General features: G+C 62.8%; 18 protein-coding genes and 1 tRNA gene. 7 read left to right on the forward strand and 12 right to left on the reverse strand.

Annotated elements, in window-relative coordinates; all coding sequences use genetic code 11:
- Nucleotides 1–12 precede the first annotated feature (12 nt).
- On the reverse strand, nucleotides 13–1407 hold the full coding sequence (glmU, locus tag ACXJY8_RS07650) for a bifunctional UDP-N-acetylglucosamine diphosphorylase/glucosamine-1-phosphate N-acetyltransferase GlmU (RefSeq protein ID WP_463778288.1): 1395 nt from the start codon (nucleotides 1405–1407) through the stop codon (nucleotides 13–15).
- A 249-nt stretch (nucleotides 1408–1656) separates the two neighbouring features.
- Here glmU and ACXJY8_RS07655 point away from each other — a divergent pair, with 249 nt between their 5' ends.
- The 6 genes from ACXJY8_RS07655 to ACXJY8_RS07680 all read left to right on the forward strand — a co-directional run bounded on the left by ACXJY8_RS07655 (nucleotide 1657) and on the right by ACXJY8_RS07680 (nucleotide 9422).
- Nucleotides 1657–3234, forward strand: coding sequence for an OpgD/OpgG family glucan biosynthesis protein (locus ACXJY8_RS07655; RefSeq protein WP_463778290.1), 1578 nt, complete (start codon nucleotides 1657–1659; stop codon nucleotides 3232–3234).
- A gap of 44 nt (nucleotides 3235–3278) precedes the next feature.
- A complete protein-coding gene (mdoH, locus tag ACXJY8_RS07660; protein ID WP_463780468.1) occupies nucleotides 3279–5426 on the forward strand; it encodes a glucans biosynthesis glucosyltransferase MdoH in 2148 nt (715 codons plus the stop codon).
- A gap of 210 nt (nucleotides 5427–5636) precedes the next feature.
- Nucleotides 5637–5726 (forward strand) — tRNA-Ser (locus tag ACXJY8_RS07665).
- Nucleotides 5727–5823: 97 nt separating this feature from the next.
- Nucleotides 5824–7533 (forward strand): DUF6538 domain-containing protein, encoded by a 1710-nt coding sequence (locus ACXJY8_RS07670; RefSeq protein WP_463778292.1) that lies wholly within the window; start codon nucleotides 5824–5826, stop codon nucleotides 7531–7533.
- A 170-nt stretch (nucleotides 7534–7703) separates the two neighbouring features.
- On the forward strand, nucleotides 7704–8012 hold the full coding sequence (locus ACXJY8_RS07675; RefSeq protein ID WP_463778297.1) for a hypothetical protein: 309 nt from the start codon (nucleotides 7704–7706) through the stop codon (nucleotides 8010–8012).
- 78 nt (nucleotides 8013–8090) lie between these two features.
- Nucleotides 8091–9422, forward strand: coding sequence for a hypothetical protein (locus ACXJY8_RS07680; RefSeq protein WP_463778299.1), 1332 nt, complete (start codon nucleotides 8091–8093; stop codon nucleotides 9420–9422).
- 272 nt (nucleotides 9423–9694) lie between these two features.
- Here the strand turns inward: ACXJY8_RS07680 and ACXJY8_RS07685 are convergent, their stop codons facing one another.
- The 5 genes from ACXJY8_RS07685 to ACXJY8_RS07705 all read right to left on the reverse strand — a co-directional run bounded on the left by ACXJY8_RS07685 (nucleotide 9695) and on the right by ACXJY8_RS07705 (nucleotide 16958).
- Nucleotides 9695–10663, reverse strand: a complete 969-nt coding sequence (locus ACXJY8_RS07685; RefSeq protein ID WP_463778302.1) for a DUF4238 domain-containing protein — start codon at nucleotides 10661–10663, stop codon at nucleotides 9695–9697.
- Between the two features lie 27 nt (nucleotides 10664–10690).
- Entirely contained in the window at nucleotides 10691–11158 is a 468-nt protein-coding gene (gene rnhA, locus ACXJY8_RS07690) for a ribonuclease HI (protein WP_463778305.1), read from the reverse strand.
- 85 nt (nucleotides 11159–11243) lie between these two features.
- Entirely contained in the window at nucleotides 11244–15674 is a 4431-nt protein-coding gene (locus ACXJY8_RS07695) for a D-alanyl-D-alanine carboxypeptidase family protein (RefSeq protein ID WP_463778308.1), read from the reverse strand.
- 43 nt (nucleotides 15675–15717) lie between these two features.
- Nucleotides 15718–16422 (reverse strand): hypothetical protein, encoded by a 705-nt coding sequence (locus ACXJY8_RS07700; protein ID WP_463778311.1) that lies wholly within the window; start codon nucleotides 16420–16422, stop codon nucleotides 15718–15720.
- 89 nt (nucleotides 16423–16511) lie between these two features.
- On the reverse strand, nucleotides 16512–16958 hold the full coding sequence (locus ACXJY8_RS07705) for a hypothetical protein (RefSeq protein WP_463778315.1): 447 nt from the start codon (nucleotides 16956–16958) through the stop codon (nucleotides 16512–16514).
- 542 nt (nucleotides 16959–17500) lie between these two features.
- Between ACXJY8_RS07705 and ACXJY8_RS07710 the strand changes: the two genes are divergently transcribed.
- Complete coding sequence (locus ACXJY8_RS07710) at nucleotides 17501–17743, forward strand: hypothetical protein (RefSeq protein WP_463778318.1); 243 nt, start codon at nucleotides 17501–17503, stop codon at nucleotides 17741–17743.
- Nucleotides 17744–17948: 205 nt separating this feature from the next.
- On the opposite strand, the gene ACXJY8_RS07715 is transcribed toward ACXJY8_RS07710, so the two are convergent.
- The 6 genes from ACXJY8_RS07715 to ACXJY8_RS07740 all read right to left on the reverse strand — a co-directional run bounded on the left by ACXJY8_RS07715 (nucleotide 17949) and on the right by ACXJY8_RS07740 (nucleotide 22301).
- The gene (locus ACXJY8_RS07715; RefSeq protein ID WP_463778322.1) at nucleotides 17949–18560 is read right to left on the reverse strand and encodes a recombinase family protein; all 612 of its coding nucleotides are present in this window, start codon (nucleotides 18558–18560) and stop codon (nucleotides 17949–17951) included.
- A 137-nt stretch (nucleotides 18561–18697) separates the two neighbouring features.
- Entirely contained in the window at nucleotides 18698–19018 is a 321-nt protein-coding gene (locus ACXJY8_RS07720; protein ID WP_463778325.1) for a hypothetical protein, read from the reverse strand.
- A gap of 758 nt (nucleotides 19019–19776) precedes the next feature.
- Nucleotides 19777–20205 (reverse strand): MarR family winged helix-turn-helix transcriptional regulator, encoded by a 429-nt coding sequence (locus ACXJY8_RS07725; protein ID WP_463778327.1) that lies wholly within the window; start codon nucleotides 20203–20205, stop codon nucleotides 19777–19779.
- Nucleotides 20206–20398: 193 nt separating this feature from the next.
- Nucleotides 20399–20578 (reverse strand): hypothetical protein, encoded by a 180-nt coding sequence (locus ACXJY8_RS07730; protein ID WP_463778329.1) that lies wholly within the window; start codon nucleotides 20576–20578, stop codon nucleotides 20399–20401.
- A 776-nt stretch (nucleotides 20579–21354) separates the two neighbouring features.
- Nucleotides 21355–21585: a hypothetical protein gene (locus ACXJY8_RS07735; protein ID WP_463778332.1), complete on the reverse strand. Its 231-nt coding sequence runs from the start codon at nucleotides 21583–21585 to the stop codon at nucleotides 21355–21357.
- A gap of 512 nt (nucleotides 21586–22097) precedes the next feature.
- Complete coding sequence (locus tag ACXJY8_RS07740; protein ID WP_463778334.1) at nucleotides 22098–22301, reverse strand: hypothetical protein; 204 nt, start codon at nucleotides 22299–22301, stop codon at nucleotides 22098–22100.
- Nucleotides 22302–23888 lie beyond the last annotated feature (1587 nt).

The following is a 23888-nucleotide window of genomic DNA, read 5'->3' on the forward strand; positions in this document are numbered from 1 at the left end:
CAGGTCCTGCGCTTACAGGTCCTGCGTTTTCTTGGCCCGCGCCGCCTTCTCCGCCTGCAGGGCCGCGCGCTTGCCCGGCGCCCAGCCGGGCAGGGTGCGCTGGCGGGCCCGCGTGACCGCCAGGGCGTCCTCCGGCACGTCGCCGGCGATCACCGAGCCGGCGCCCACGATGGCCCCCGCCCCGACGTTGACGGGGGCCACCAGGGCGGTGTTGGAGCCGATGAAGGCCCCCGCCCCGATCCGCGTCCGGTGCTTGTTCACCCCGTCGTAGTTGCAGGTGATGGTGCCGGCCCCGAGATTGGCGCCCGCCCCGACCTCGGCATCGCCCACATAGGTCAGGTGGTTGGCCTTGGCGCCCGCCCCCATCCGGGCGTTCTTGACCTCGACGAAGTTGCCGATGCGCGCGCCCGTCTCCAGCACGGCGCCGGGGCGCAGGCGGGCATAGGGGCCGATCTGGACGCCGGCCGCCAGGGTGGCGCCCTCCAGATGCGAGAAGGCATGCACCACGCAGCCGTCGCCCACCGTCACGCCGGGCCCGAACACCACGTGAGGTTCCACCAGAACATCCCGCCCCAACACCGTGTCGACATGGAAGAAAACCGTCTCCGGCGCGATCAGGGTCGCGCCCGCCGTCTGGGCCGCCCGGCGCAGGCGCCCCTGGATCTCGGCCTCGGCGACCGCGAGCTGGATCCGGTCGTTGACCCCCTGCGCCTCGGCCTCCGACACCGGCACCACCGCCACGGGCAGCCCGTCCGCCACCGCGAGGCCGACGGCGTCGGGCAGGTAGTATTCGCCCGCCGCGTTGGCGTTGCCGATGCGGGTCAGGAGGGCGAGCGCGCGGGTACCCGACAGGGCCATCAGGCCGGCATTGCACAGGGTGACGGCGCGCTCCGCCGCGCTCGCATCCTTCTCCTCGCGGATCGCCAGCACGCGGTCCCCGTCCGTCAGCACCCGGCCGTAGCCGGCCGGGTTCGGCGTCCGGAACGCCAGCACCGCGACGGCCGCCCCCTCCGCCAGCGGGGCCCGCAGGCGCGACAGGGTCGCGGCGGTGATCAGCGGCGTGTCGCCGAAGGCGATCACCACGTCGTCGTCGCCCGCCTCCAGGGCCGCGCGGGCGGCCAGCACCGCGTGCGCGGTGCCGAGGCGCTCGGCCTGCGGGTAGGTCGCGGCGCCGGGCGCCAGGGCGGCGACCTCGCGGGCGACCGCCTCCTGGCCCGGCTCCACCACCACGGCGATGCGGCCGGCCCCGGCACCCTGCGCCGCGGCGAGCACGTGCCCCAGCATGGTCCGGCCGGCGACCCGGTGCAGCACCTTCGGCAGGTCCGAGCGCATCCGCGTGCCCTTGCCGGCGGCGAGCACGATGGCGGTGAGGCTGCGCCCCGTCTTCCCGGTCGTCTGGTCCGTCATCGCGCGTTCCGCCGCTGCCCAAGCTGTTGCTTCCCGCCGGCTAAAGCGCGGACGGGGCCGTTTCAAGTCCGGATCCCGCGCCGGACACGTTTCCGCGCTTCGACCGCGCCCCGAACGAACGGTCCGGAACCCTCCGGCGTTGACCACCGTGGTCCGGGACGGCTTAAGCACCGGTTCAGGGCTCCGCATGGTAGACCGCCCGCAGCCCCTCGCCTTCTCCGCGCAGCCCGCGCCGACCAGACGGACCCGATGACGCCGCCGAACCCGGATTTCCCCGACGACCCGACCGCCGGCGATCCCAGCCGCCGCACCGTGCTGCGGCAGGCCGGCCTCGCCACCTTGGCCGTCGGCCTCGCCGCCCTGCCCCGCGCCGCCGCCGCCGCCGACGAGGCCCCGGCCCTGCCCGCCGACGGCACGCCGTTCCAGCCCGGCCTCGTCACCGACCTCGCCCGGGCCCTGGCCAAGCGCCCCTACGCGGCGCCCCGCACCGACGACCTGCCCGACGCCCTGACCGGCCTCAACCGCGAGCAATACGCCGCGATCCGGACCCGGCCCGGCAGCGCGGTCTGGGCCGAGGCCGGCCTCGGCTTCACCCTCGAGCCCCTGCATCGCGGCTCGGTGTTCCGCTCCCGCGTGGCGCTCGCCCTGGTGGAGGAGGGCGTCGTGCGCGCCCTGCCCTACGACCCGGCCCGGTTCGAGACGGACGGGATCGCTCTCCCCACCCTGAAGGACGACCCCGGCTATTCGGGCTTTCGCGTCCGCGCCCGCTTCCGCGGGGGCGAACTCAGCGACTTCGCGATGTTTCAGGGGGCGTCGTTCTTCCGCCTCCTGGCCACCGGCCAGGGCTTCGGCGTGACGGCCCGGGCGCTGACCCTGCGCCCGGCCGACGCCAAGGGCGAGGAATTCCCCGAGTTCCGCGCGATCTGGATCGAGCGGCCCGGCCCCGGCGGCCCCCTCGTCCTGCACGCCCTGGTCGATTCGCCCTCCGCCGCGGCGGCCCTGCGCATGAGCCTGCGCCCCGGCGACGCCTCCCTCTGCGACGTCGAGGGCACGGTCTTCGCCCGCGCGGCCATCGACCATCTCGGCCTCGGCGGCATGACTACGAGCTACCTGTTCGGCCCCCACGACCGGCGCGGGGCCGACGACGCCCGCGCGGGCGCCTTCGCCAGCGGCGGCCTGCAGATCCGGACCGGGTTCGGCGAGGCGATCTGGCGCCCGGTGCGCAACCCCCAGACCCTGCAGATCTCCTCCTTCGTGGACGAGAACCCGAAGGGCTTCGGCCTGATGCAGCGGGCGCGGGACTACGCCGCCTTCCAGGACGACGTGCAGCACTGGGAGTGGCGCCCCTCCCTCTGGCTCGAGCCCCTGGGCGCCTGGGGACCGGGGGCGGTGACCTTGCTGGAGATCCCGAGCGATTCCGAGTTCAACGAGAACGTGCTGGCCTATTGGCGCCCGAAGGCGACCCTGGCGGCCGGGGCCGAGATGCCCTTCAGCTACCGCCAGCACTGGTGCTGGCAGCCCCCCGAGCCGCCGAAGGTGGCCCAGGTCTCGGGCACGCGCAGCGGGCGCGGGCCCGACAACCGCCGCCTGTTCCTGGTGGACTTCACCGGCGAGGGCATCGCCGCCCCCGGGGACCTCCAGACCCAGCTCAGCGCCGCCTCCGGGGCGATCCCGTCGAGCACCCTCTACCGCTACCCCGAGCGCGACACCCTGCGGGTGGCCTTCGAGCTCGATCCGAAGGGCGAGAAATCCTGCGAATTGCGGCTCAACCTGCAGCGCGCCGGCGCCCCGCTCACCGAAACCTGGCTCTACCGTTGGACCCCGTGACCGCATCCCCGCTCTCCCCCGACATCGCTCCCCCGGCCGAGATCATGCCCCCGGCCGGGACCGCGCCCGCGGCCGGGCCGGCCCCCGGGCCCTTCGCCGCCGCGATGCCCCCCGAGGCGCCGCTGCCGATGCCGGTGCAGGACCTGGAGCGCTGGGACCCGGCCGAGGGCCACCGGCCGGCCGCGCGCCACGGAAAGCCGTGGCTCGCCCGCGCCTTCGTCTTCGGCGGGGCGGCCCTGCTCACCGCCTACGGCGCCCTGCAGATGTACGAGGTGGTGGCGGTCTCCGGCGGCACCACGGCGCTGCAATACGTGCTCCTCGCCCTCTTCACCCTGAACTTCTCCTGGATCGCGCTCGCCTTCACGGGCGCGATCCTCGGGTTCCTCGTGCTCCTGCGCGGATTGAAGACCCCGGCCCTGCCGGCGCGGCTCACCACCCGCACCGCGGTGGTGATGCCGGTCTACAACGAGGCCACCGCCCGCACCTTCGCGGGCGTCGAGGCGATGCGGGCCGAGATCGACGCCACCGGCCACGGCGCGGCCTTCGACTACTTCGTCCTGTCGGATTCGACCCAAGGGGATGCCTGGATCGCCGAGGAGCGCGCCTTCCTGGCCCTGCGCGCCCGCTGGGGGGCGCAGGGCCGGCTCTACTACCGGCACCGGCCGAAGAACCACCACCGCAAGGCCGGCAACATCGGCGACTTCGTCTCGCGCTGGGGCGGGGCCTACGACCACATGCTGGTGCTCGACGCCGACAGCCTGATGACCGGCGCCTGCGTGGTGCATCTCGCCGCCGCCATGGAGGCGGACCCGGATGCCGGCATCATCCAGTCGCTGCCGCTGATCATCAACCGCAACACCCTGTTCGCCCGGGTCCAGCAATTCGCCGCGCGGATCTACGGGCCGGTCATCGCCACGGGCCTGTCCGTCTGGTCGGGCCGCGACGGCAATTACTGGGGCCACAACGCCATCATCCGCACCCGCGCCTTCGCGGCGTCCTGCGGGCTGCCCGACCTTAAGGGCAAGCCGCCCTTCGGCGGCCACGTGCTCAGCCACGACTTCGTGGAGGCGGCCCTGATCCGGCGGGCCGGCTGGAGCGTGACCATGCTGCCGGCCCTGCCCGGCTCCTACGAGGAGAGCCCGCCCTCGCTCATCGACGTCGCCGTGCGCGACCGGCGCTGGGCGCAGGGCAACCTCCAGCACAGCCGCATCATCGGCACGGCGGGGCTGGCCCTCGCCTCCCGCCAGCACTTCGCCACCGGCATCGCCGGCTACGTCGCCTCGCCCCTCTGGCTCGCCCAGCTCGTGGTCGGCATCGCCCTGGTGCTCCAGACCGCCTATGTGCGGCCGGAATACTTCACCTCCGAGTTCGGGCTCTACCCGGTCTGGCCGCGCTTCGATCCCGTGCGCGCGCTCCAGCTCTTCGGCCTGACCATGGGCATCCTGCTCGCCCCGAAATTCCTCGGCCTGATCCTGGCGCTGATCGACGGCCCCGTGCGCCGGGCCTGCGGGGGCGCGGTCCGCCTCGTCCTGTCGAGCCTGATCGAGATCCTGCTCTCGGCGCTGATCGCCCCCATCGCGATGCTGATACAGTCGGGCTCGGTCTTCCAGATCCTGCTCGGGCGCGACACCGGCTGGAACCCGCAGCGGCGCGACGACGGCTCGATCCCCTGGTCCGACATCGTGCGCCGCCACCGCTGGCACATGGCGCTGGGGCTGGTGACGGGCGTGGCGGCCTTCGCCATCGCCACCTCGCTGTTCCTCTGGATGTCGCCCACCATCCTGGGCCTCGTGCTCGCGATTCCGATCTCCTGGGCCAGCGGCCAGCTCGGCCTCGGGCTGGCCCTGAAGCGCCTCGGCCTGCTGATGACCCCGGAGGAGCGGGCCCCCCCCGCCATCGCGGCGCAGGCCGGGGTGCTCGCCCGCCGCAACGCCGAGGCCGGCCTCGACGACGCGGACGCGCTCGGCGCCCTGCACGCCGATGCCGGCCTCGCCGCGGCCCATGCGGCGATGCTGCCCGAGACCGCCCCGCGCCCGCGCGGGGTCATCGACCCCGACCGGGCGCTCGCCCAGGCCAAGGTGGTGGAGGCGGAGGGCATCGCCGAGGCCCGGGCCTGGCTGACCCCGAAGGAGCGCATGGCCCTCCTCCACGACCGCGCCCTCCTCGACCGGCTCGGCCGCCTCGCGCCCTGAACCCCGCGCCGCCGACGCGCCGCCTCGGCGACCGGACCCGGCGCGGGCTCGGCCTTTGCCCGAGGCCTTTGCCCGGACTTTGCCGCGGCGGTTGACGCCGCCCTCCGGGCAGCCATAGACAGGATCCGCCGGTCGCGCTGTCGACCGGAAGCGGCGGGTCCCGGCCCGGCGCTTCGGCAGAGGCAGATCCGCCTGCCTCTGCAAGGGCTTGGAAGGGTGGCCGAGTGGTTTAAGGCAGCGGTCTTGAAAACCGCCGTGGGTGCAAGCCCACCGTGGGTTCGAATCCCACCCCTTCCGCCAGTATATTCCTAAGCCCTTGATAGGGCCAGAAGCGTTGACTTTCAGAGGGTTAGGCGGCATCCCTGCTACAGGTTGTTGCTACAGGTGACCCTCCCAGATGGGGCTTGAGACCCGCCTCGTTCGACGCAAGACCGGCACCTACTCGTTCCGCGCTTGGGTGCCCCCTGAGCTTCGTGAGGTGATCCCTGGTGGCCGTAGCGGTCAGAAGTGGATCGCCCTAGGGACCTCGGACAGGGCTGAAGCGGTGCGTAGGGCACGCCTCAGGTCCGTGGAGTTCGACCGGGAGCTGGAAGCTGCCCGTCGTCGCCTGTCTGGTGCCGTTGACCCCATCTCACAAGCGGAGGCCGATAGGCTGGCTGCTGCGTGGCTCTCGAAGCTCCTGAAGGAGGACGAGAAGAACCGCGAACAGGGAGTCCCCTCCGACCGCTTTGAGCGGATGGTGGAGGCAGCCGAGTACGTGGCTCCCCTCGTTGCTAAGGAACTTGCCACCGGCAGCATGGACACGATCTGGATGGAGGTCGAAGGCGTCCTAAAGGCCAATGGTCTGGCTGCGCCTGAGGGCTCGGAGGACTGGAGGCGTCTCGGGTTTGCGATGCTGAAGGCTCAGAAACGTTGGGCAGACGCCATGCTCCAGCGGAACCAAGGCGAGGTGGTGGACACCCCTGCCCCGCCCAAGGCAGCCTCAGCGCCCCGTTCCTGCACCGTTGAGGAGCTGATTACCGCCTACCTCGCGGACCCCACGAGGAGCCGCACAGCGGGCACACTGAAGACCTATCAGACCGTGTTCCGGGCTATGCGGGAGCTGCTAGGCCCTGACACGCCCGTGGACAGCGTTCACCGGGTGGACTGTGAGCGCATCCGAAACGTCGTCATGCGCCTGCCCAGGAATGCCACGCAGCGGTTCCCGAAGCTGTCCCTGGAGGATGCTGCCAAGGTGGCTGATGCGGAGAAGCTGGAGCGCCTGGGTGTCGCGGCAGTCAACAACTACCTCCACAACCTCTCGGCCCTGTTCAAGTGGGGCGTGAAGAACTGGCGTGTGGTCCGTAACCCAGCCGAGGGCCTCGCGCTGCCTGATGATCGAGACCAGCGGGACCTCCGTCAGCCGTTCAGCACGGCGCAGCTCCAGGCCATCTTCAACTCCCCGCTCTACACGGGCTGCCAGGACGATGAGGAGGGCTACGCCAAGCCGGGACCGAACGTGATTCGTAGGGGCCGCTTCTGGGTGCCCCTCTTATCACTCTGGACGGGCATGCGTCTGGGCGAATGCTGCCAGCTCCGGGTGGAGGACGTTACGGAGCTGGAGGGCATCCCAGTCATCCTCATTGACGATGCTGGGGAGCCTGGGGCCGATGAGGCTGACAAGAAGCGGGTGAAGACCGAGGCCGGTAAGCGGTTCGTGCCGGTCCACCCCGAGCTTCAGCGTATCGGGTTCCTGGAGTTTACCGCGAGGATGCGCGCGAAGGGCGAGAGGCGTCTCTTCCCAGAGCTAAAGCCAGATGCGCTGGGCTACCTCTCAGGGCCGTTCTCGAAGTGGTTCAACGACAAGCGCCGCTTCCTAGGGAAGCTCGACATGGCCGTAACGGGGGTCTCGTTCCACAGCTTCAGGCACAACTATCGGGACGCGCTTCGGGAGGCTGAGATTGGTCTTGAGCGGGTCCGTGCGCTGGGTGGCTGGCGAAGAGACAGCGATGGGGAAGAGTCGATCTACGGGAAGGGCTTGAAGGCTGCGACGCTGTATCGAGAGATTGAGAAGGTCCGGTATGCGGAACTCGATCTGACACACCTTCATGCCGCCAGCCTTGAGTGAGCCTCTAGTGCGGACGGCGGGAGACCCTCCGTACCACTCCAGATGATTATAAGTGTTGACGTTTTTCAGGCGACTTCGGAGGGCTTTGTAGCGGCCTTTGTAGTGGCTTACAATCTACAGCACTGTTTCAGCGCCACCGACGGAACCAGGTAGAGGCCCTTGTGAGAGCCATGGCCAGCAAGCCCCTGCCGAGCCTCATCACGACGTTCAGTGAGATGGAGGTGTCACTTGCGGAGCTGGCCCAGCAACAAGAGGCTGTGGGGACGGCTCTACGCGATACTGCCAAGCCAGTGGTGTCCAAGAGGCTGGATGATCTGGAAGCCGCTCTGAAAGCTGAAGGAGCCACTGACGTTGGCAGATCGAACGTCCTGCTGCGCCAATTGGTGGATCACTGCGTGATCCTGTTTGACCGAAGCGCGTGCAGACGGCGACCTGGAGGGCAGATCAAGTTCGCCTGGAAGGGTGGCGTGGAGACTTAGCTTCACTGGGGTCTGCTATCCGGCAAGATCACCTAAAGCAAACTTTCTGATACAACGGCAGGACTGGATAGAGTTTAAATGCCCATTTTTACTCGGCGGCGATTGGCAGCCATGCTCTCAGAAATTGATAGCAAGCTGAATAACCAGAAACGCAGAGACCTGATCGCCCGATTAGATCACAGAAAAACCGATCAGGCCTTAGCCGCCGAAGCAGAACTAAGCCTGCTATGGGCCTTGTCAAAACTGGACGATATCGAAATAGAGCCTGAATTTAACGGTAGGAAACCCGAAGCGCTCGCTCGGAATGTCATACCTGGGCGCGTCTCAGTAATCGAGGTAACCGCTCTATCAGATGAGGGGATGTCCGGTGAGCCAGAAATGAAGCGGGCTGTCGAGCTTCTGTCTGCGGTTGCCGACCAAACGCGAAAACGCGCACGCTTCAACTTGTTCTTTAGATTTCAAGAAGTTTCTGGATGGGGAGCAGAAGGTCATTTTAGGCGTAGATGTATCAGCAGAGACTTCCAACCAGACGCGGACGTGAAAGCCAAGTTAACTGCGTGGATCAAAGGTTGGCCCGCAAGCCAATCACAGTCCGTTCGCTTGTCTAATAAGGAGATTGACGTCGTTGTAGAATACCGTGAACGCACCTACGTCGGACATAACTTTTTTTCAAGCATGCCGCCAGTTGCAGGCTCCCTAGAGGATAATAGCCTTTACAAAGCCCTTCGGAACAAAGAGGGGCAACTACCGACAAAATCTACAGAGGTATGTCCGTGTATTTTTATTATGGACGTTGGATCAGGCTTACTGCGAAATATTACTAATAAGGATGCATATTCATACTCAGGCCAAGAAATTATTCTTCATTTCTTGCGTAAATCAAAAATAGAAGTTGTGGTCATCTTCTCATGCAAAAGAGATTGGCACGGCTTTGTTCCTATGCATAATCCACTTAACTGGACCATCTCCTTCTACCATCAAGAAAGCATTAGCGCGGCTGATTTGAGTAAACTATTAGAGATCGCCTCTGTATTACCTCCTCCTCGTGCTGAGGGTTACAACGCACGTGCGCGGCACAAAGACGGACATTTCGATCCACAAGCGTCAGGTGGATGGTTAGGCACAAAGTGGAAATCGGAGTACGGCGTTATGACACAAGTAAAAATCTCAGCAAGGATGCTCCAAGAGCTGCTTGCTGGCCGCATGTCAGCTGCTGATTTCAAAGAAAGCGCGTTTTCTGGCGAAAAGAATTTGTTTGAAAATGCGCTTAATAGCGGATTGACAATCAAAAGTACCGAGGTAGAAAGTTGCGGCTTAGACAAAGATGACGATTATGTAGTTTTTAATCTGGATTTCGATTTTTCAGCCGCGAGATTTGATACTAAACCAGCCGGAGACAAACCAGCCTAACCCCTTTCTATGTCTGTATTGCTGCGGCAAGAGAAACAAAAAGGGATGAGCCCTTGCAAGCCACTCCGGTTAGTCGTTTGCGATGTGCCCACCGGTCATTGGCTACCACTTCCTGTTGGCCCTGCTGTGCCCGACAGCGCATCCTGCAGCTCTACTGACAAGCGCAGCATTTATCCTCACCCTAGCGGTGACGCTCCTCACCCGATTCTCAGGGCTCGGCACTAATAGGAATATTATTATGCCTTTGTTCAAACCGAGATAATTGCCTATCTCTATCTGCGAGGCCGCTTGAATAGGGGGTCATCCAAAAGGCGACTAGCTTTACGCGCCAAGCCAGACTGTCCAACAAACACAAAATGGTGATCTCGTGCGTAAACATGCCACTCCGAACCTCGAATAACAGCACGATTGAAGTTCGCAACGAATGCCTCGCTCACATTATGTTCTGTAGGCTCACGATTTGAATCGGCATTGTCAAACGCGCCTATTAAGCCCAACTCAGGCGAAATTGGAAATAGCACCTCGGTGCCTGTCATCCCGTACCCCAAGCGCATAGGTTGCGGCAGTTGTTCTGTCGCAAGGAGACAGACGGGATGGTCGCTTGTTACAAAACCACCTGATTTGGACGGTGCTTGAACCAGCATCCATCGTCTTCGGAAGAACGTAGCAAGTGTACTATCGAATGCCGAAAACTCTAATTCAGAGTGATAGCTTGTTGTCGTTTTGAATTCATATGCCCCGCTTGCTACGAAGTTTTTTATTTCATCGTAAGCGACATCCGACCCAGTAATAAAGCCGGCACCGCGAGCTTTTGCAATCTGCCCAGCCCACCTTTGCGGTGTAGCAAGCGAGGTGCCCATGATTGCCTGTGCGACACGCGAGTGAAATTGACGGAAGTTTTCTCGAAAACGGGGGTTTCTTATCGCGAGGAGGCACATGAAGTTCAAGAGCGTAGCACGATCGCTCTCGTTGCTCAGCGAACGCGCAGCGATGATACTTCTCAAAGCCTGCGCAGCTTCGGACTCGAAATCTGCTAGGGCATTCTCAAGAGCATCCGGTGGATGACCATCAACGTCGATGCGGTTGAAATCCTGTTCGACGGCAACGTTTGCTAATGATGTTGGGTATGACTTTCTTGTCCTGGCATCAAAGACAAGCGTTTGCTGCTTTTTGCCACGCGAAACAGCAAAAGCCCTCAAGTAGCACTGCGCCACGTAGTGGTGCCGCCGAGCCGTACTCATGCACTCTCCTTCATTCGGTGATTGATCTTAGCACATCACGGCTTCCCCGCTCGCGATCCCGTCCACGCGCTCGTTCAGCTCGTGTCCAGCGTGCCCCTTCACCCACACCCAGGTGACGCTCTCGTGCCGCGCTACGGCCATCTCCAGGTTCTGCCATAGCTCCTTGTTTGCCACAGGTTTCCCCCCGGCTGCCTTCCATCCCTTGGCCTTCCAGCCGGGAAGCCACTCGGTGATCCCCTGGATGACGTACTTGCTGTCACCCAGCATGGTGACCACAGCGCCAGGGCTGAGGGCACCGAGGCCCGCGATGGCTGCCGTCAGCTCCATCTTGTTGTTCGTGGTGCTGGCCTCGCGGCCCTTCACGATCTTCTCCGCGCCCGTGCGGGTGTTCACAAGAATGGCCCCGTAGCCACCCCGTCCAGGGTTGCCCTTACAGGCCCCGTCGAAGGCAATGGTGATCTCGCGTGGTGTGCTCTTGATGGTCTCGTCTGACATCGTTCGTGATCCTGTTCTGAAACGAAAAAGGGAGGCGCCCTTGCGAGCCCCTCCCGGTTGTTTGTCTGTGATGTGCCCTTCCCGGTTACTTGGCCGGGAGGAGCGATGATGTGGCGTTGATGGTCTGGAGCATCAGCGGGTAGTTATGCAGCACGTTCAGTGCCCTGGAGAGGTTGCGAACGTCCCCGCTGACCAGCTTGCCGCCCTCGTGGAAGGAGCTGGTGACCCCGCCGACCCCCTTCATGAAGTCGTCCACTAGCCCGGCAGTGGGGTTGGCGAGCAAGCCTGCTGAAGGGTTCTGAGTGGATCGGGTGTTGAACCACGGGTCGAAGCCCGCGATCCCCGCTCCGAAGTCGAAGGCACCAGGGATGAGGGACGAAGCACCCGCTCTCTGGAACCCCGCCATAGCGATCTTGGCATCCGACAGGCGGTCGCTCGCAGCCTTCTTCTTGTCCTCCTCGGACATGCCAAGGAGGTTGAGGTTGGTCTGGACGGTGTACGCCATGGCCCCGAACATCATCGAAGCCATGAACCCGAACAGGTCGTTCAGCTCGTGATTATGAACCGCTGAGAGCGTTTGCTTCGACCAAGCGCCGATAACGAAGTTCCTGAACTGGAACAGTATCTTGGCGAAGGGCGAACCCAGCATCGCGTTCATCTGCCCCAGGTCATTCTGCTGAATGGTCCTGCGGGTCCACGTTGTGATCGCGTGCTCGAAGGCAGAGCGAGCCTGGGGCTCCCACTGCTCCAGACCGAGGATTTGAATGTCGCGTCCCCTCTCACCCTTGATGGTAGCGCTGTGCGTCTTGATCTCCTTCAGCACCCGCTTCTGCATGTCCTGATCGAGGCCGATAAGGCGCATCCGCTTCTCGGAGAGGGCACCATCCTCCAGGGCAGCCGCACGGAACTTCGACACCGCAGCCTTCATCGCCCAACGCTCTTGGAACGTGGTGATGGGGGCCAGGGAGACCATCGAGGTGTAGCGTGAAGCCTTCTTGGTGATCTGTTCAGCGGCATCGAGACGGGAGCTTCTGGAGGCACCGTCAGCCATCTGAGAGGCCACGTCGTTGCCCTGCCAAGTGATCCCAGAGCCACGGAGATGGTCCGTGCCGCTGGTGAAGGCGTACTCCCAGTCCTCCAGCTCGTCCCGAAGGAGCTTGCCGGTCTTGGCGTCTCGCATGAAGTCACGGAAGCCAGGGATGGTCTGGAGCATGTGCTTCACGCCGAACTCACCCAGGATGCGACCGAACTCAGCCACCGACGACCATCCGGCCTGGGACATCAGGCGCACGAAGTTGACGTTCTGGACCACCCTCATGGCCTGGCCGAGCCGCGTCCGGTCCACGCTCTGTGGCACTCCACGGATCGTGTCGTAGGCAAACTGGAGGTCGTTCAGTTCCCGCTCCAGGGTCTTGGCGCGATCCTGGGGGCGAAGGTCACTGTCCAGAGCGCGTGCCTGGGCCATGAGCTTCTGCCAGTCGCCATCGGAATGGATGCCGTCCACGAGGTACTTCGGAGCGTCCCCGTCAGGGTGCCACTTCGGGTTCTCGATCCGCATCTGACCGAAGGCCACAGCCCCCGACATCTGCTTGTTGTAGGCGTGGACGATGGCGTGCATGTTGTCCTCCCAGAGGTCTGCTATGGCGACCTCACGGGCCCCGTTGCGTCCCTCCAGGGTCATTGAGAAGTTCTCGTCCATGACCGTCCGGCGCTTCTGACGGCTCGTCATCGACTTGCTCCCTTCAGCACTGGCCTTCTCATCGAGCTGGTAGAGGGCCTTGTTCACCTCCACCTCATCGAGCCCGTAGCGCACCAGATCAGCCCGTAAGGTCTCCACGTCAGACCCTGAGAGGGCCTTCATGGTGGTCATCTCCTGCCCTGCATCCACCTTTGCGAGGCGGTCGTAGTAGTAGGAGCCCAACTTGGCGGCGAACTTCGGATCGAGGTCAGGGTTCTTCCGCTCGATGGCCGTGCCGATGAGCCTGCGAAGCTCGTTCCCGTGCTCCATGTTCAGCTCGTTGAAGCGGCCCCAGTTGGTGTACCGAGGGAGGTAGTTCGGGTTGTCGGCCCAGTCCTCGGCACCCGGTAAGGGACGCATGGTCTCACCGCGCTTGTAGCCAGGGTTACGGGCGTACTCGCGCCAGCTCTCGGACTGCTTCTGCCACGCGGTCGCCATCTGCTTCACAGCAGGATCGACCTGGGCCAGAGGGTCAGAGTTGCGGACGGCGTAGGAGATGGAGCGTTGGAACTCCACTTCCTTGCCCCCGAACTCCCAGTCGTACCATGAGATGTTGTTCCGCTTCCGGTAGTCGCCCGTAGCGGCCTCGTACTCACGCGACCAAGCCGTGTTGGCCTGCTCCTGAAGTTGCCGTGCCTGGGCCTCCACGGGGATCGAGACAGCCTTCGAGGTGTTCTTGTTGCCCACTGTATCCTGCACCAGGGTGTCGGTCAGAGCGGCAACGAGAGGGTTCTTTGAGTTCTTGTGACGGGCCATGTCGAACCGCATCGGGTTCACGAAGGCGTCTCCCGTGGCTTCCGTCTCAAGGAAGCTCATCTCGTAGGTGTCAGAGCGGACGGCATCCCGCTGCCAGGGCACTGAGGCAGCACCGGCAGATTTGTTGTCGAACGCTGTTCCACTCTCCAGCTCGGTGCGGAGGGTGTGCATGGACTTCACGGCCTGCTCTGCCGTCTCCTCGATGTGGGTGCCCTTCCAGGCATGACGGTTGAGAGCCAGGTATCCCGCAGTGCCCATCACGCCAGCCCAGAGGGCGTCCTGCGTCTCGTAACCGGGCTTGTTGAGCATCGCGGGAATGTCCGAGGCGACCGCTCCCAGAGCACCATCAGCAGCCGCTGCGCCAAAGCGGGCCACACGACCTGCACCAGCGAGCTTCGCCACAGCACCCACAGGTGCCAGGAAGGAGATGGCGAGGCCCGCAGGATCAGCCAGTCCGACTGCCATGCGGACGAGAGAGCCATACTTCGTGGCGGCAAGCCTACGCTCTCGTTCCGCATCGGCCTGAGCCTGCCTTACGCGGAAGTCCCAGTCCTGTTCAGACGACGCTATCGAAAGGTAAGGCAGATAGCGGGCGTCCAGCGCCTTGATCTCGTCCTGCTGAAGGAGCTGTTTTGTGACCTTGAACGCGGGATCGTAGACGGCCTTGTTGTTGGACTTCAGGGCATTGGCGATCATCCAGTCCTGCGTGGCCGAAGCCTGGGCAGCCTGGACGAGGGAGTAGCTCCGGTCCTCCTCGGCTTTCACCCGCTGACGGTCATCCTCACGGGAGAAGGGGATGCGCTGAGAGGTGCTGGCCGGGTCACTGGTCATGCCCATGCGGGCGATCTTGGAGGCGCGCGCGTCCAGGGCCTCGATGTGCCACGGCTCGTGGCTCATGGGGAACCCAAGGCCGTACTTGGCTGCGTTGGCGTGGAGCCACTCCTTCACGGCAGGGTCGCCGTTCATGTTGAGGTCGGCAGCCTTGCCGTGGTTGTGCATCGAGTTGCCGGGAGGAGCGACCCACTTACGGGCAGCCTCCTCCGAGCCGTACTTCTTCACGGCAGCATCGAACAGCTCGGCCTGACGCTCCGGGGAACGGAAGCCAGAGTTGATCTGGAACTTGGCCCGAAGGTTCTCAGGCATGTCCGCGACCATGTTCGCGAGGCGGGACTTGAGGTCCCAGTCCATCTTGTCGAGGTGCTCGGCATCGTGACCGGGAGCCAGGAAGGGCTTGAGGTCGATACGGGGCTTCGGGTGAGCCCCTTCCTCGCCCATCTTCCCACCGGCCCAGGTGTAGAGGTCACCGACCGTCCGCACGTTCTTGAAGATGCCGGGGTTGGAGGCGATGGCTGCCGTGTCGAGGACGCGATCCACCGGAGTGTCAGGGGACGCCTTCAGGATCATGGCACCACCCGTGGGACCGAAGACCCACCCTAACTTGCTCTCAGAGGCCGTAGGCGCACGCCCAAGGACGCGCGTCAGGTTCTCGTTGATCTCCCGCATGTAGTACGGGGCGACACGGGCCTGCTGGATGGGGTCCAACCGGTTGTTCAGGCCGAGCTGGGGGTAGCGGGCCGAGAGGTCGTTCCACGTCCCGTCCACGATCTGGAACAGGCCCTTGGCGCTGGAGGTACGGGCACGAGCGCCGGGGTTATCGGTGCTCTCAGTGGTCGCCACGCGGCGCATGAGGTTCACGTCAACACCCGCTGAGGCGGATGAACGCTCCAGCTCGGGCTCCCATGGGCCGTTCGATACCGGGGCCACGATGGGCTGGGTGATGCGGGGCGGTTGGATGCCCGTAGGAGCCTCAGGAGCGGGCATGGGAGCCGGAGGCTGGGCAACTACCGGGGCAGGCTTGGTGCCCGTCTGTGGGGCTGTAGGTGGCGCGGAAGGAACCGTTACGTTCTGCTCTGGAAGCGTAACGGCCCCTGAGGTGGCTTCCTGTGACGTAGGTGTGATGCTCTGGGGAGCGGACACAGGTGTGCCTTCGCTCGCGCCCTGTGACGGGACGGGATCGTTCATGTGGTTCTCGTGATGTTGGATGAAACGGAGAAAGCCCTAGCGTTCAGCTTGGGCGATGCGTGGGTACGTTTTCGAGCGTGTTGTGGACGTGGGTAATAGACCTTGCTCCCCCGGAGGGTATCAAAGGCATCAAGTCAGCTGGATGATTTAGTGAAACTAGATCCTTGGTGAACACATCGGGCGACATGTCACGGCGAAGTCTGGCACCTTGTAGCTGCCGACTGCGAAGGCTCACATAGCGACTGATAAGTTGCTGGGTCACCCCGAGTGCCGTTGCGATCTCTGTGTGTGTGAGAGCAGGACAGTGATCGAGAAGCCAGAGAACACTTCCTTGGATGTTCAGGTCATGCCGACCACGATTGTCTTTGAAAGCCTGAAGTGCCAGACGGGCGTCCATGACAGCGGAGCTACCTTGCTCGGCCTCCATAGTCTCGATGGTCGCAGACCACCGGCTGGAAACCCATTCTTGGCCCTCAGGGCCTACGACATCGAAGGGGTATTGGCCCTTGCGCTTTGCGGGGACGTGTTTACCGAGACCCTGTGTGATGACCCAAGGCATGAGGTGATGACGGTTATGTGATCTTCCTCCCGTGACGTAGAGAAAACCCATCTTCCGTAAAACAGCGCGCACCTTGATCTTACTGACGCTGTATCGGTCTCCTAGCTCTGTGAGGGTGATCCAGTCTCCTGCGCTTACGGTTACGAGTTCGCCGGTTCTCCGGTCGAGAACGGTGTCGGTGTATTCCATTTATGTTTTCGAGCGTGTTGTGAACGTGGGTAATAGACCTTGCTCCCCCGGAGGGATGACAAGGCAGGCTTTATGAGCAGGCATAGACTTCACTGAAGCGCCTCCAGGGCTCCCGCCAAAGACCTCATGCTCTGGTGCTTCGCCTCCTCCTGCTCTCGTTCGAGCTTGGCGAGGTACAAGCCGACACCCCCAAGGGCATCGGCCACCCATTGACCGAACACCATCACCGCACGCGGTGTCAGCTCCCGATAGGCTTTGTGGGTCTTCCCGGTCTTGTGGTTGTACCAAGAGCCCGCGTTCAGCTCTGTCAGCCCGCGCAAGCGTCTAACGAGCTGGAAGCGGAAGGCTTGGTCCGAGCGGAACCGTCGAGGCTGACGATCCTGCAGGAGGAACATGGCGAAGGTCGTCTCGACCACCGTCGATGGCTCCACGTTGCTTGCGAGCTGGACCACCTCCTGGGCTGCGATCCGGTCAGGGCGATAGCCTGCCTGACCACGTTGGAAGGCTGCCAGGACGCGGCGAGCGTGTTCCAGCACCGCGTTCCATCGAGCCTCGCACTCAGCCCATAGCGGGCTTGTCTCGTTCCTCGCGATGCGTGCTCGGACGAGCTTTAGGTGTTGGGTGAGGTCGGCCTTGGTGACGCTCTCTTGCTCCGGGTGACCGTGACGACGAGAGCGGGAACGATGGGTCTGGCAGAACGCCCCATAGCGGGACGTTCGCGCGCCACAGCCGGGCGCACGGCAAGATCGGACTGTCATGTGTGATGATCCTGGGTAGGAGGCCGTAAGGGCCGCGAGAGGCGGCGTTAGGTTGGCCTAGAAGGGGAACTGAGCCCGTCCTCTGAGGGACAGACGCTGAGACGGAAGACGAGTGCGAGAGGTGAACGACCAACGACGGATGATGCCCGTTTCTCCGAGAGAGTGGGGTAATAAGCCGAATTTCACTCAAGGCACTGAGCTAGTTGGATTTTTACGCGCTTGCGGACGCAGGTCCGTGCGTATAGTTGGTAGGTACGTTCAAGGGCCTTGTCGTGACCACATCACCTGCCGACTGCACGGCGTGCAAACCCTGTCGAGTGATGCTGCTGACCACCCGGCAGTTCATGCGCTTGGGCGGTGAGAACTGGGAGCGAGGCTTCATCATCCGCGTTGGATTGAGAGCCTCAGCCCTTCATCAGGAAATCCTCGGAACGAAGCCGAAGAAGGTCCGACCGAACGTCGAAGGTGCGCATCGCAATAAGGTCGGCAAGTACCCCTGCGGCGTGCTGGAGCAGGCGTACAGACAGGTGCAGGCCGAACTGGGTGCACAAGCAGCCGTCTGAAAACGACGTCCTCTAGCCTGTGTGCGGGGTAAACCTAGAGAGCTGCCGCCTAGAACCCTCGAATGAGCGCGAGCACGATCAGCGTAAGCACCGCCGAGATAATGATAGAGCCCAGGCAGCCCAGGCGGTTGGAAAAGAAAAAGAACATGCCTGACAAGCGCCTGAGCGGCAGCAAGGTTTCCCAGGAGCCTTGGTGATGGTGCGGTCACGCGGCCCGCTTGGCGACCTTTGCGATGGTCGCACGGCTGCATCCGGTGGCAGCCTGTATCTGAGACCACGACACGCCCTTGGCGAGGAGGTCAGCGATACCAGCGTTGCGCTCCTTGTCCTCAGGACGGCCCTTGTAGACGCCTGCTTCCTTCGCCTTGAGCTGGCCTTCAGTCTGTCGTCTGCGGCGATCCTCATAGTCCTTGCGAGCCACGGCAGCGAGCATGTCGAGCATCATGCCGTTAATGGCAGCGAACATGCGCCCGGTGAACTCGTCAGGGTTGGTGGTCGCCATCATCCATGATGTGGGTAGGTCGAGTGCAACGACACGGATGGAGCGAGATGCGATCTCAGCTTTCAGCTTCTCCCAGTCAGCGGAGGTCAGCCGAGACAGCCGGTCTACCTGTTCGACCAAGAGCATGTCGCCCGGACGGGCATCCTTCAGAAGCCTGAACAGCTCTGGACGGGTCAGCTTTGAGCCGCTCTCGTTCTCGACGTACCAAGCTGCGATAGTGAGACTGCGTTCGGCTGCGAAGGCTTCGAGCTGCCCTCTTGCACGCTCTGCATCTTGTTCGGTGGTGCTGGCGCGAAGGTAGGCTCTAACGAACATCGGAAACCCCATCCAGTCTGCTTTGGATGGTTCACAGTACGACAGTCTATTTTGGTTAGTCAAGAAGGTTTACTGAACCACTCCCAAGGGCATGCTGAACCAGTCTGCTAGGAGCACACCCAAATTGAACTGCTCTATCAACGGCGTCTGCTAGGCCTCGATACCATCGAGATGAGGGCACCGAGACCACTTGCGCCCGTAGCGATCACCGAAAAGACCAGCCCAGGAGCGACCAGCAGCAGAGCTTGCCACCAGGGCCACCCCCAGACAGCAGTCGCACCGTGGAAGCCGACAACAGCCATCACCAGTCCACCCAACGGCCCCAGGACGAGACACACAACGAATGTGATGCCGATTCCGAGGCCACCGAAGTGCCACCAGTCTCTGGCCCCATCACCGAAGGCGAAGAACTGGGCGACCGCGAACACCAGCCAAAGCACGAAGCCCACGAAACCCATCGGCTCACTCTCCAACGTAAAGCTATGCTGTCAGGGATCGTGGGCGACTGCAACGCGAGCGTGCTTCTCTCGTGCGCTTGGGCGCGATACTTGTGGGCGATACCACGCCATACCGCGCGAGGGGTGCCGAGGGGGAAACTGGCGAACTCGAATTAGTCGATGCCGTCTCGCAAATTCTCAATAAACATTCTGCCTCTCGTGGAGTTTGCTTTGCAGGCGTCAGCGACCAGTCTGAGCCTTTCGCTGTGAGTGCGAGTTTAGCCTGTGTGTCGGGTAATTAGCTGGTGGGCCTGGGCAACCAACGCAAATAACCCAGTCCCACCATTAACGTAGCGACTTCTAGCCGTCCTTCTATGCGCTAAAATAGTCAGGCAGCAGAGAGGTCATTCCGGTTGCTGGTAGGCTGATACGGACGACAAAGAATAATGTGGGTTCGCCCAACGAACAGCTCTAGGCAGCCCTTCTCGTACATGTAGTCGAGCCACCAACGACCCTTCACCACCGACCGCGTCTCAACGCACACCTCGCCTATTAGGCAAAAGCTTCCATAAAAGTAGGTCAGGCTTAGATCGATTTCACAGCCGGGAAATTTAACGCGCGTCATTGTTGTGGTCTCAGTCGCTCACCGGAATTGGTTTCTTGCGAACGGCGACGCTTATCCTAGATAAGTTCCATAGCGTCTACGCGGCTAGATGCCAGTCTTGATAGCGAAGATAATCAGTGCGATTATCAGCAAATACTATCCACCCCCGGTTTTATTACCGAGAGTGAGATAAAAATTCCTTAGCTGTTGGCACAGAAAATGAAGCTTTTGCGCCTGAATGGATCGTCAGCACGTCAGAAACAAACTTGCGCCCTTTGACCGTGAGAAACGCCACCTTCCTGCGGTACTCACGCGGATCATCTATCGTCTCGATCAACTCCAAACCCGGCGTTTGTAGGCGATGCCATTTACCGAGTGCCATGAGGTTCCGCGATACTGAACCAAGAGCGACACCAGATGCGGTCTCAAGCTCTTTCATAGTTATGCCGGGATGCACAGCTATCTCGAAGAGGATTTGGAGCGCCTGAGGAGTCATCAGATCAACCCACTTGCCATCTGGCCGCTTAACGTTGCCAACATGCCGTGAAAGCCGGATGATTTTGATGAGCTTTGCAATCTCTTGGGATGGAGTCGGTTGGTTCACGCTGGCGCAACTATGCATAAAATGCCTCGGATAGGCGCATCTGTCGCAGCAACTTACAACAACGTCAAGCGCGCTAAGCAGGACGAATGCGCCTCTAACTCACTACACAAGACTTTAAGTCCCTGTGTGCATACGAGTCGATCACACTTAACTCACTGATTTACCTGAACCATGAGATGCCTACTCGCGGCCATTATCGGCCGTGTGGCGGTGCGTGTGGCTGTCGAAAATAATTCGCGTAAGAATCGCTCGGCTTATCTCTAACCAAGCTGGATGTCTGATTGAGGACGTTGAAGTGCTTCTTCTCGGTGCGGTTTGCGATCTCCAGGCTCGACATCGTGAGCGCGTTCGGAATGGTGGTCAGCATGTTCATGATGTGCTCCTGAGGGTCGCCTAACGCGCCCTGGAGCGGCCTCGCCACATGCAACTCCGCGACCTAGGTAATCCTGAGACGAAGGACGCCACTTGTTGCTGGTGCGGCTCGTTGGTCGCTTCGGCACGTATCGAACCCGAAAGGCTGCACCGATGACGGACAAGCTCAAGAGGACGATACTCGGGGCGGTCATCGCCATCGCGTTGGCAATCGCGGTGTCTTACGGGCTCATCACCCAACAGACCGCTGACGGCCTTCAGGACAAGGCCAATCAAGCCATAGCGGAGGATCAGGGCGTGCAGCCTCAAACTCCGCAGCAACAGGTGCCTTCCAATCCCGCTCCGCAGGCACCCAGGGCGCCATCACCACAGCCGAACGATTCAGCTACGCCGATCCCCAGCCCAGCGCTTCGGTAGTGATCTAGAGCCCCTCACCGCCCACCCATGGGACCTGTAAGCCGGTCTCCTCACCGTTTCCCGCCCTGGATAACTCGAAGCCCCATCAAGCTCGGCGGCAAATCTGGCGGTGTGGGTGCTCGCTCTAAGTCCGGGAAGTGGGCATGGCAGCGGGGCACGTACTGGTTCCCCTTCCGCCTCCCTGGGTGGTCCCGGTGCGGGCAGTCCAGGGCGATGAGCTGCAAGACCTCCTCTAGCGGCGTCTCAGGGCCGAACCTCGCGGCCAGCCTCGCCAGCCGATAGCTCCCCGTCCGGTGACGGCACATGGTGCAAGCCACGCGGACCACGACATACGGGTAGGCCGCGAGGTTCGGGACGGCATCAGGCTTCCTCGGCGGCATCGTCCAGACCACCACGCACGTAGCCCCGAGAGATGAGCCGGCTGTGGGCGCGGGCTCGCCTGTCGCCTTCCATGAGGTCTGCCAGGGCGTCCGTGATGGCGATGCGTAGCGCCTGCCCTTCGTTACCCTCGGTGGTCACAAGGTAGGCCTGGGCAATGGCTTCGATGGGGCAGGAGGCTGTAGGTGGCCGGGTCTCGTCTCTCGGTGCCACGCGATAATCCCCCTTCGATCCGCAGTGAGAACGGATGAGGAACACGCCACAGGCCCATGGGTTCGGTCAAGGGCCGAGAGATTGTTTCGGCAGTGGCCTGATGTGATGCGGACGGGGGCTCCGTTCGGCTCGCTTTAGCGGTTCGCTTACCACGCTAGGGGAACCCGGCGTGTGCCAGCCCCCGTATCTCGCACCGCAACAAACTCGAAAGGTATCGATCCTATCCACCGCTCCTTAACGATGAGGGGCAACGGCAATGGGCGCGAAAGTGCTCTTGGCACTGACGGTGTTGGTCTACCTGACGACTGGGTCCGCCCCGAGGATGCGCGAGGTCCGCAACCCGGATGCTGAGGTCAGCGGAGGGCGGATGACTACCTCCCTGAAGCGAAACGCGTTGTAGGGTCCCTCACTCTGCCTTGTCGAGGCACGGGGTTGGCCATCGTCCGTCCGCGCCCCAAACGAAAAAGGCCAACCCGAAGGCTGGCCTCTGATGGTCTCGTGATGTGGAGCGCTTACTCGGCGGCCGACATCTCGGGGGTGAAGTGACCGCACCAATCGCTGTTGGCGACCACCGGCCACAGACCCTTGGACTCGGGAGCGGGCTGGGTCACGGGCGGGTTGTAACGGCACAAGCCCTCGTCACCGGACGCCTGGGCGCCATTCGTCTTGTGCTCCTCGAAGAACTTGCAGCTATCGCAATGCGCGTTGCCAGCCATGGGTGTTGCTCCTCAGATTGCATCGGCAGCCGGGGCCGCCTTCACTTGCGAATTAGATCAGTTCCAATCTGACTGTCAACGGTTTGCCTATCAGCTTGTTCCGCGACATAGCTAGCGTCCTGGCTCCCTGGCGCTAAACGGTTGCCGTATGCAAACTTTCCTGCTCATCGTTGCCAGCATCGCCTTTGGACCGGCAGCCATCATAGTCGGTCTTCGCCTCGTTAGTGGGCCTCGGGGCGCTCGCGCTGCCTGGAGACTGTTCCTTAGGTGGGCTTACCTTGCTACCTCGGGCATTGGCTTATTTGAGCTGGCTTGGTGGGCTTGGGTCGATGGAGTGGCTGAGACCGATACCGGTATCCAGTTCGGCATCATGCTTATGTTGGTCGGTCTGATTCTCTTTTCGGGAGCGGTTTCCTGGACAGTTGCGGGTACTCGTTGGGTACGGGCAGACGGTGAAGTGATCCTACCGTAGGGCGCCGCGCCCTCCTTCAGCCCCTCTCAGGTTTCGCAGCGGACGCGCCGTACCCAAGCCCCCCCCCGCTCGGGGGCAGCCTCAGCGCCGCAGGCCCCCACACTCTCCTACTCATAGAGCCCGTAAGCCGGGGCGCTTCGCATACGCGAAAGCAGCACGTACCTGAGGCTCAACAGCGCACAAGGGTGGGCTTGGCTGTCGTATCCAGTCGTGACAATTTCTGAAGATGACTAAGTTACCCGTCCGAACCTTCGAGGTTGTCGTTAGACAGTGCTCGGCCGAACCAAGCCGGTACAGGTATGACCTCATCTCTTCCGATAGGGCTCACCGCATTGGCTCGATGGGGAGCTTCGAAACCAGAGACCTTGCGCAGAAGGCAGGCGAGCTTCACGCGCGTGCTCTGGAAACTGGATACGGGGCAGGTGTCGATCGTGATAGGCCAGGGTAGCGGAACTGTGCAACGCACGTTGTGTTGGTGCAATGCACGCGGTCCATGCTTACCCCTTGCGCCGCGTGCGCGCCCTGTGGGGCGTTTCCTCTCTTGACTTGGGCCGCTCCTCTTACCGGGGGCGGCCTCTTTCTCGGAGGCCCCTCACGTCGCCTTCGGGGCCTCGCTTAGCGCCCGATGCACGGACCCCTTACCAAGCCCGTGCCTCGCCGCGATTGCGGCCCAAGGGCTTTGCGTTACGTCCGCTTAAGCCCGTTGCAACAATACGGTAGCGGAAGCTCGTAAGCGTGCCCATCTTCGATCCTAGGCCCTCGCGCCATTTCGTTCAGAGACAGCATGTTGCGTAAGCAGACCCGGCGGACATTTACCGTCGAGACCAAGCACGGGCTCCACCAGGGCCGCGCCATTATCACCCCGAAGGCGCCACGAACGCCGCGCAAGGGCGGCAGGAGCGCTCAGGACTCGCCCTCGCTGGCCTTCCGCCTGGAGCCCCGTGCTACCCAAGTCGGGACAGTGAAGGATGCTGAGCCTAGGCGCATCCTGCCCAGCCTCATCGTCTGGGAACCCTCAGGGCCCGAGCCAGCCCCTGCCCTACCTCCTGAACAGCCCCTGCCGCGCGTGCGCCGCGTGGACCCTCTTGAGGTCTCTGAAGCCTCACGCCGTAGAG

It is taken from the genome of Methylobacterium sp. TK31 (genome assembly GCF_055361545.1).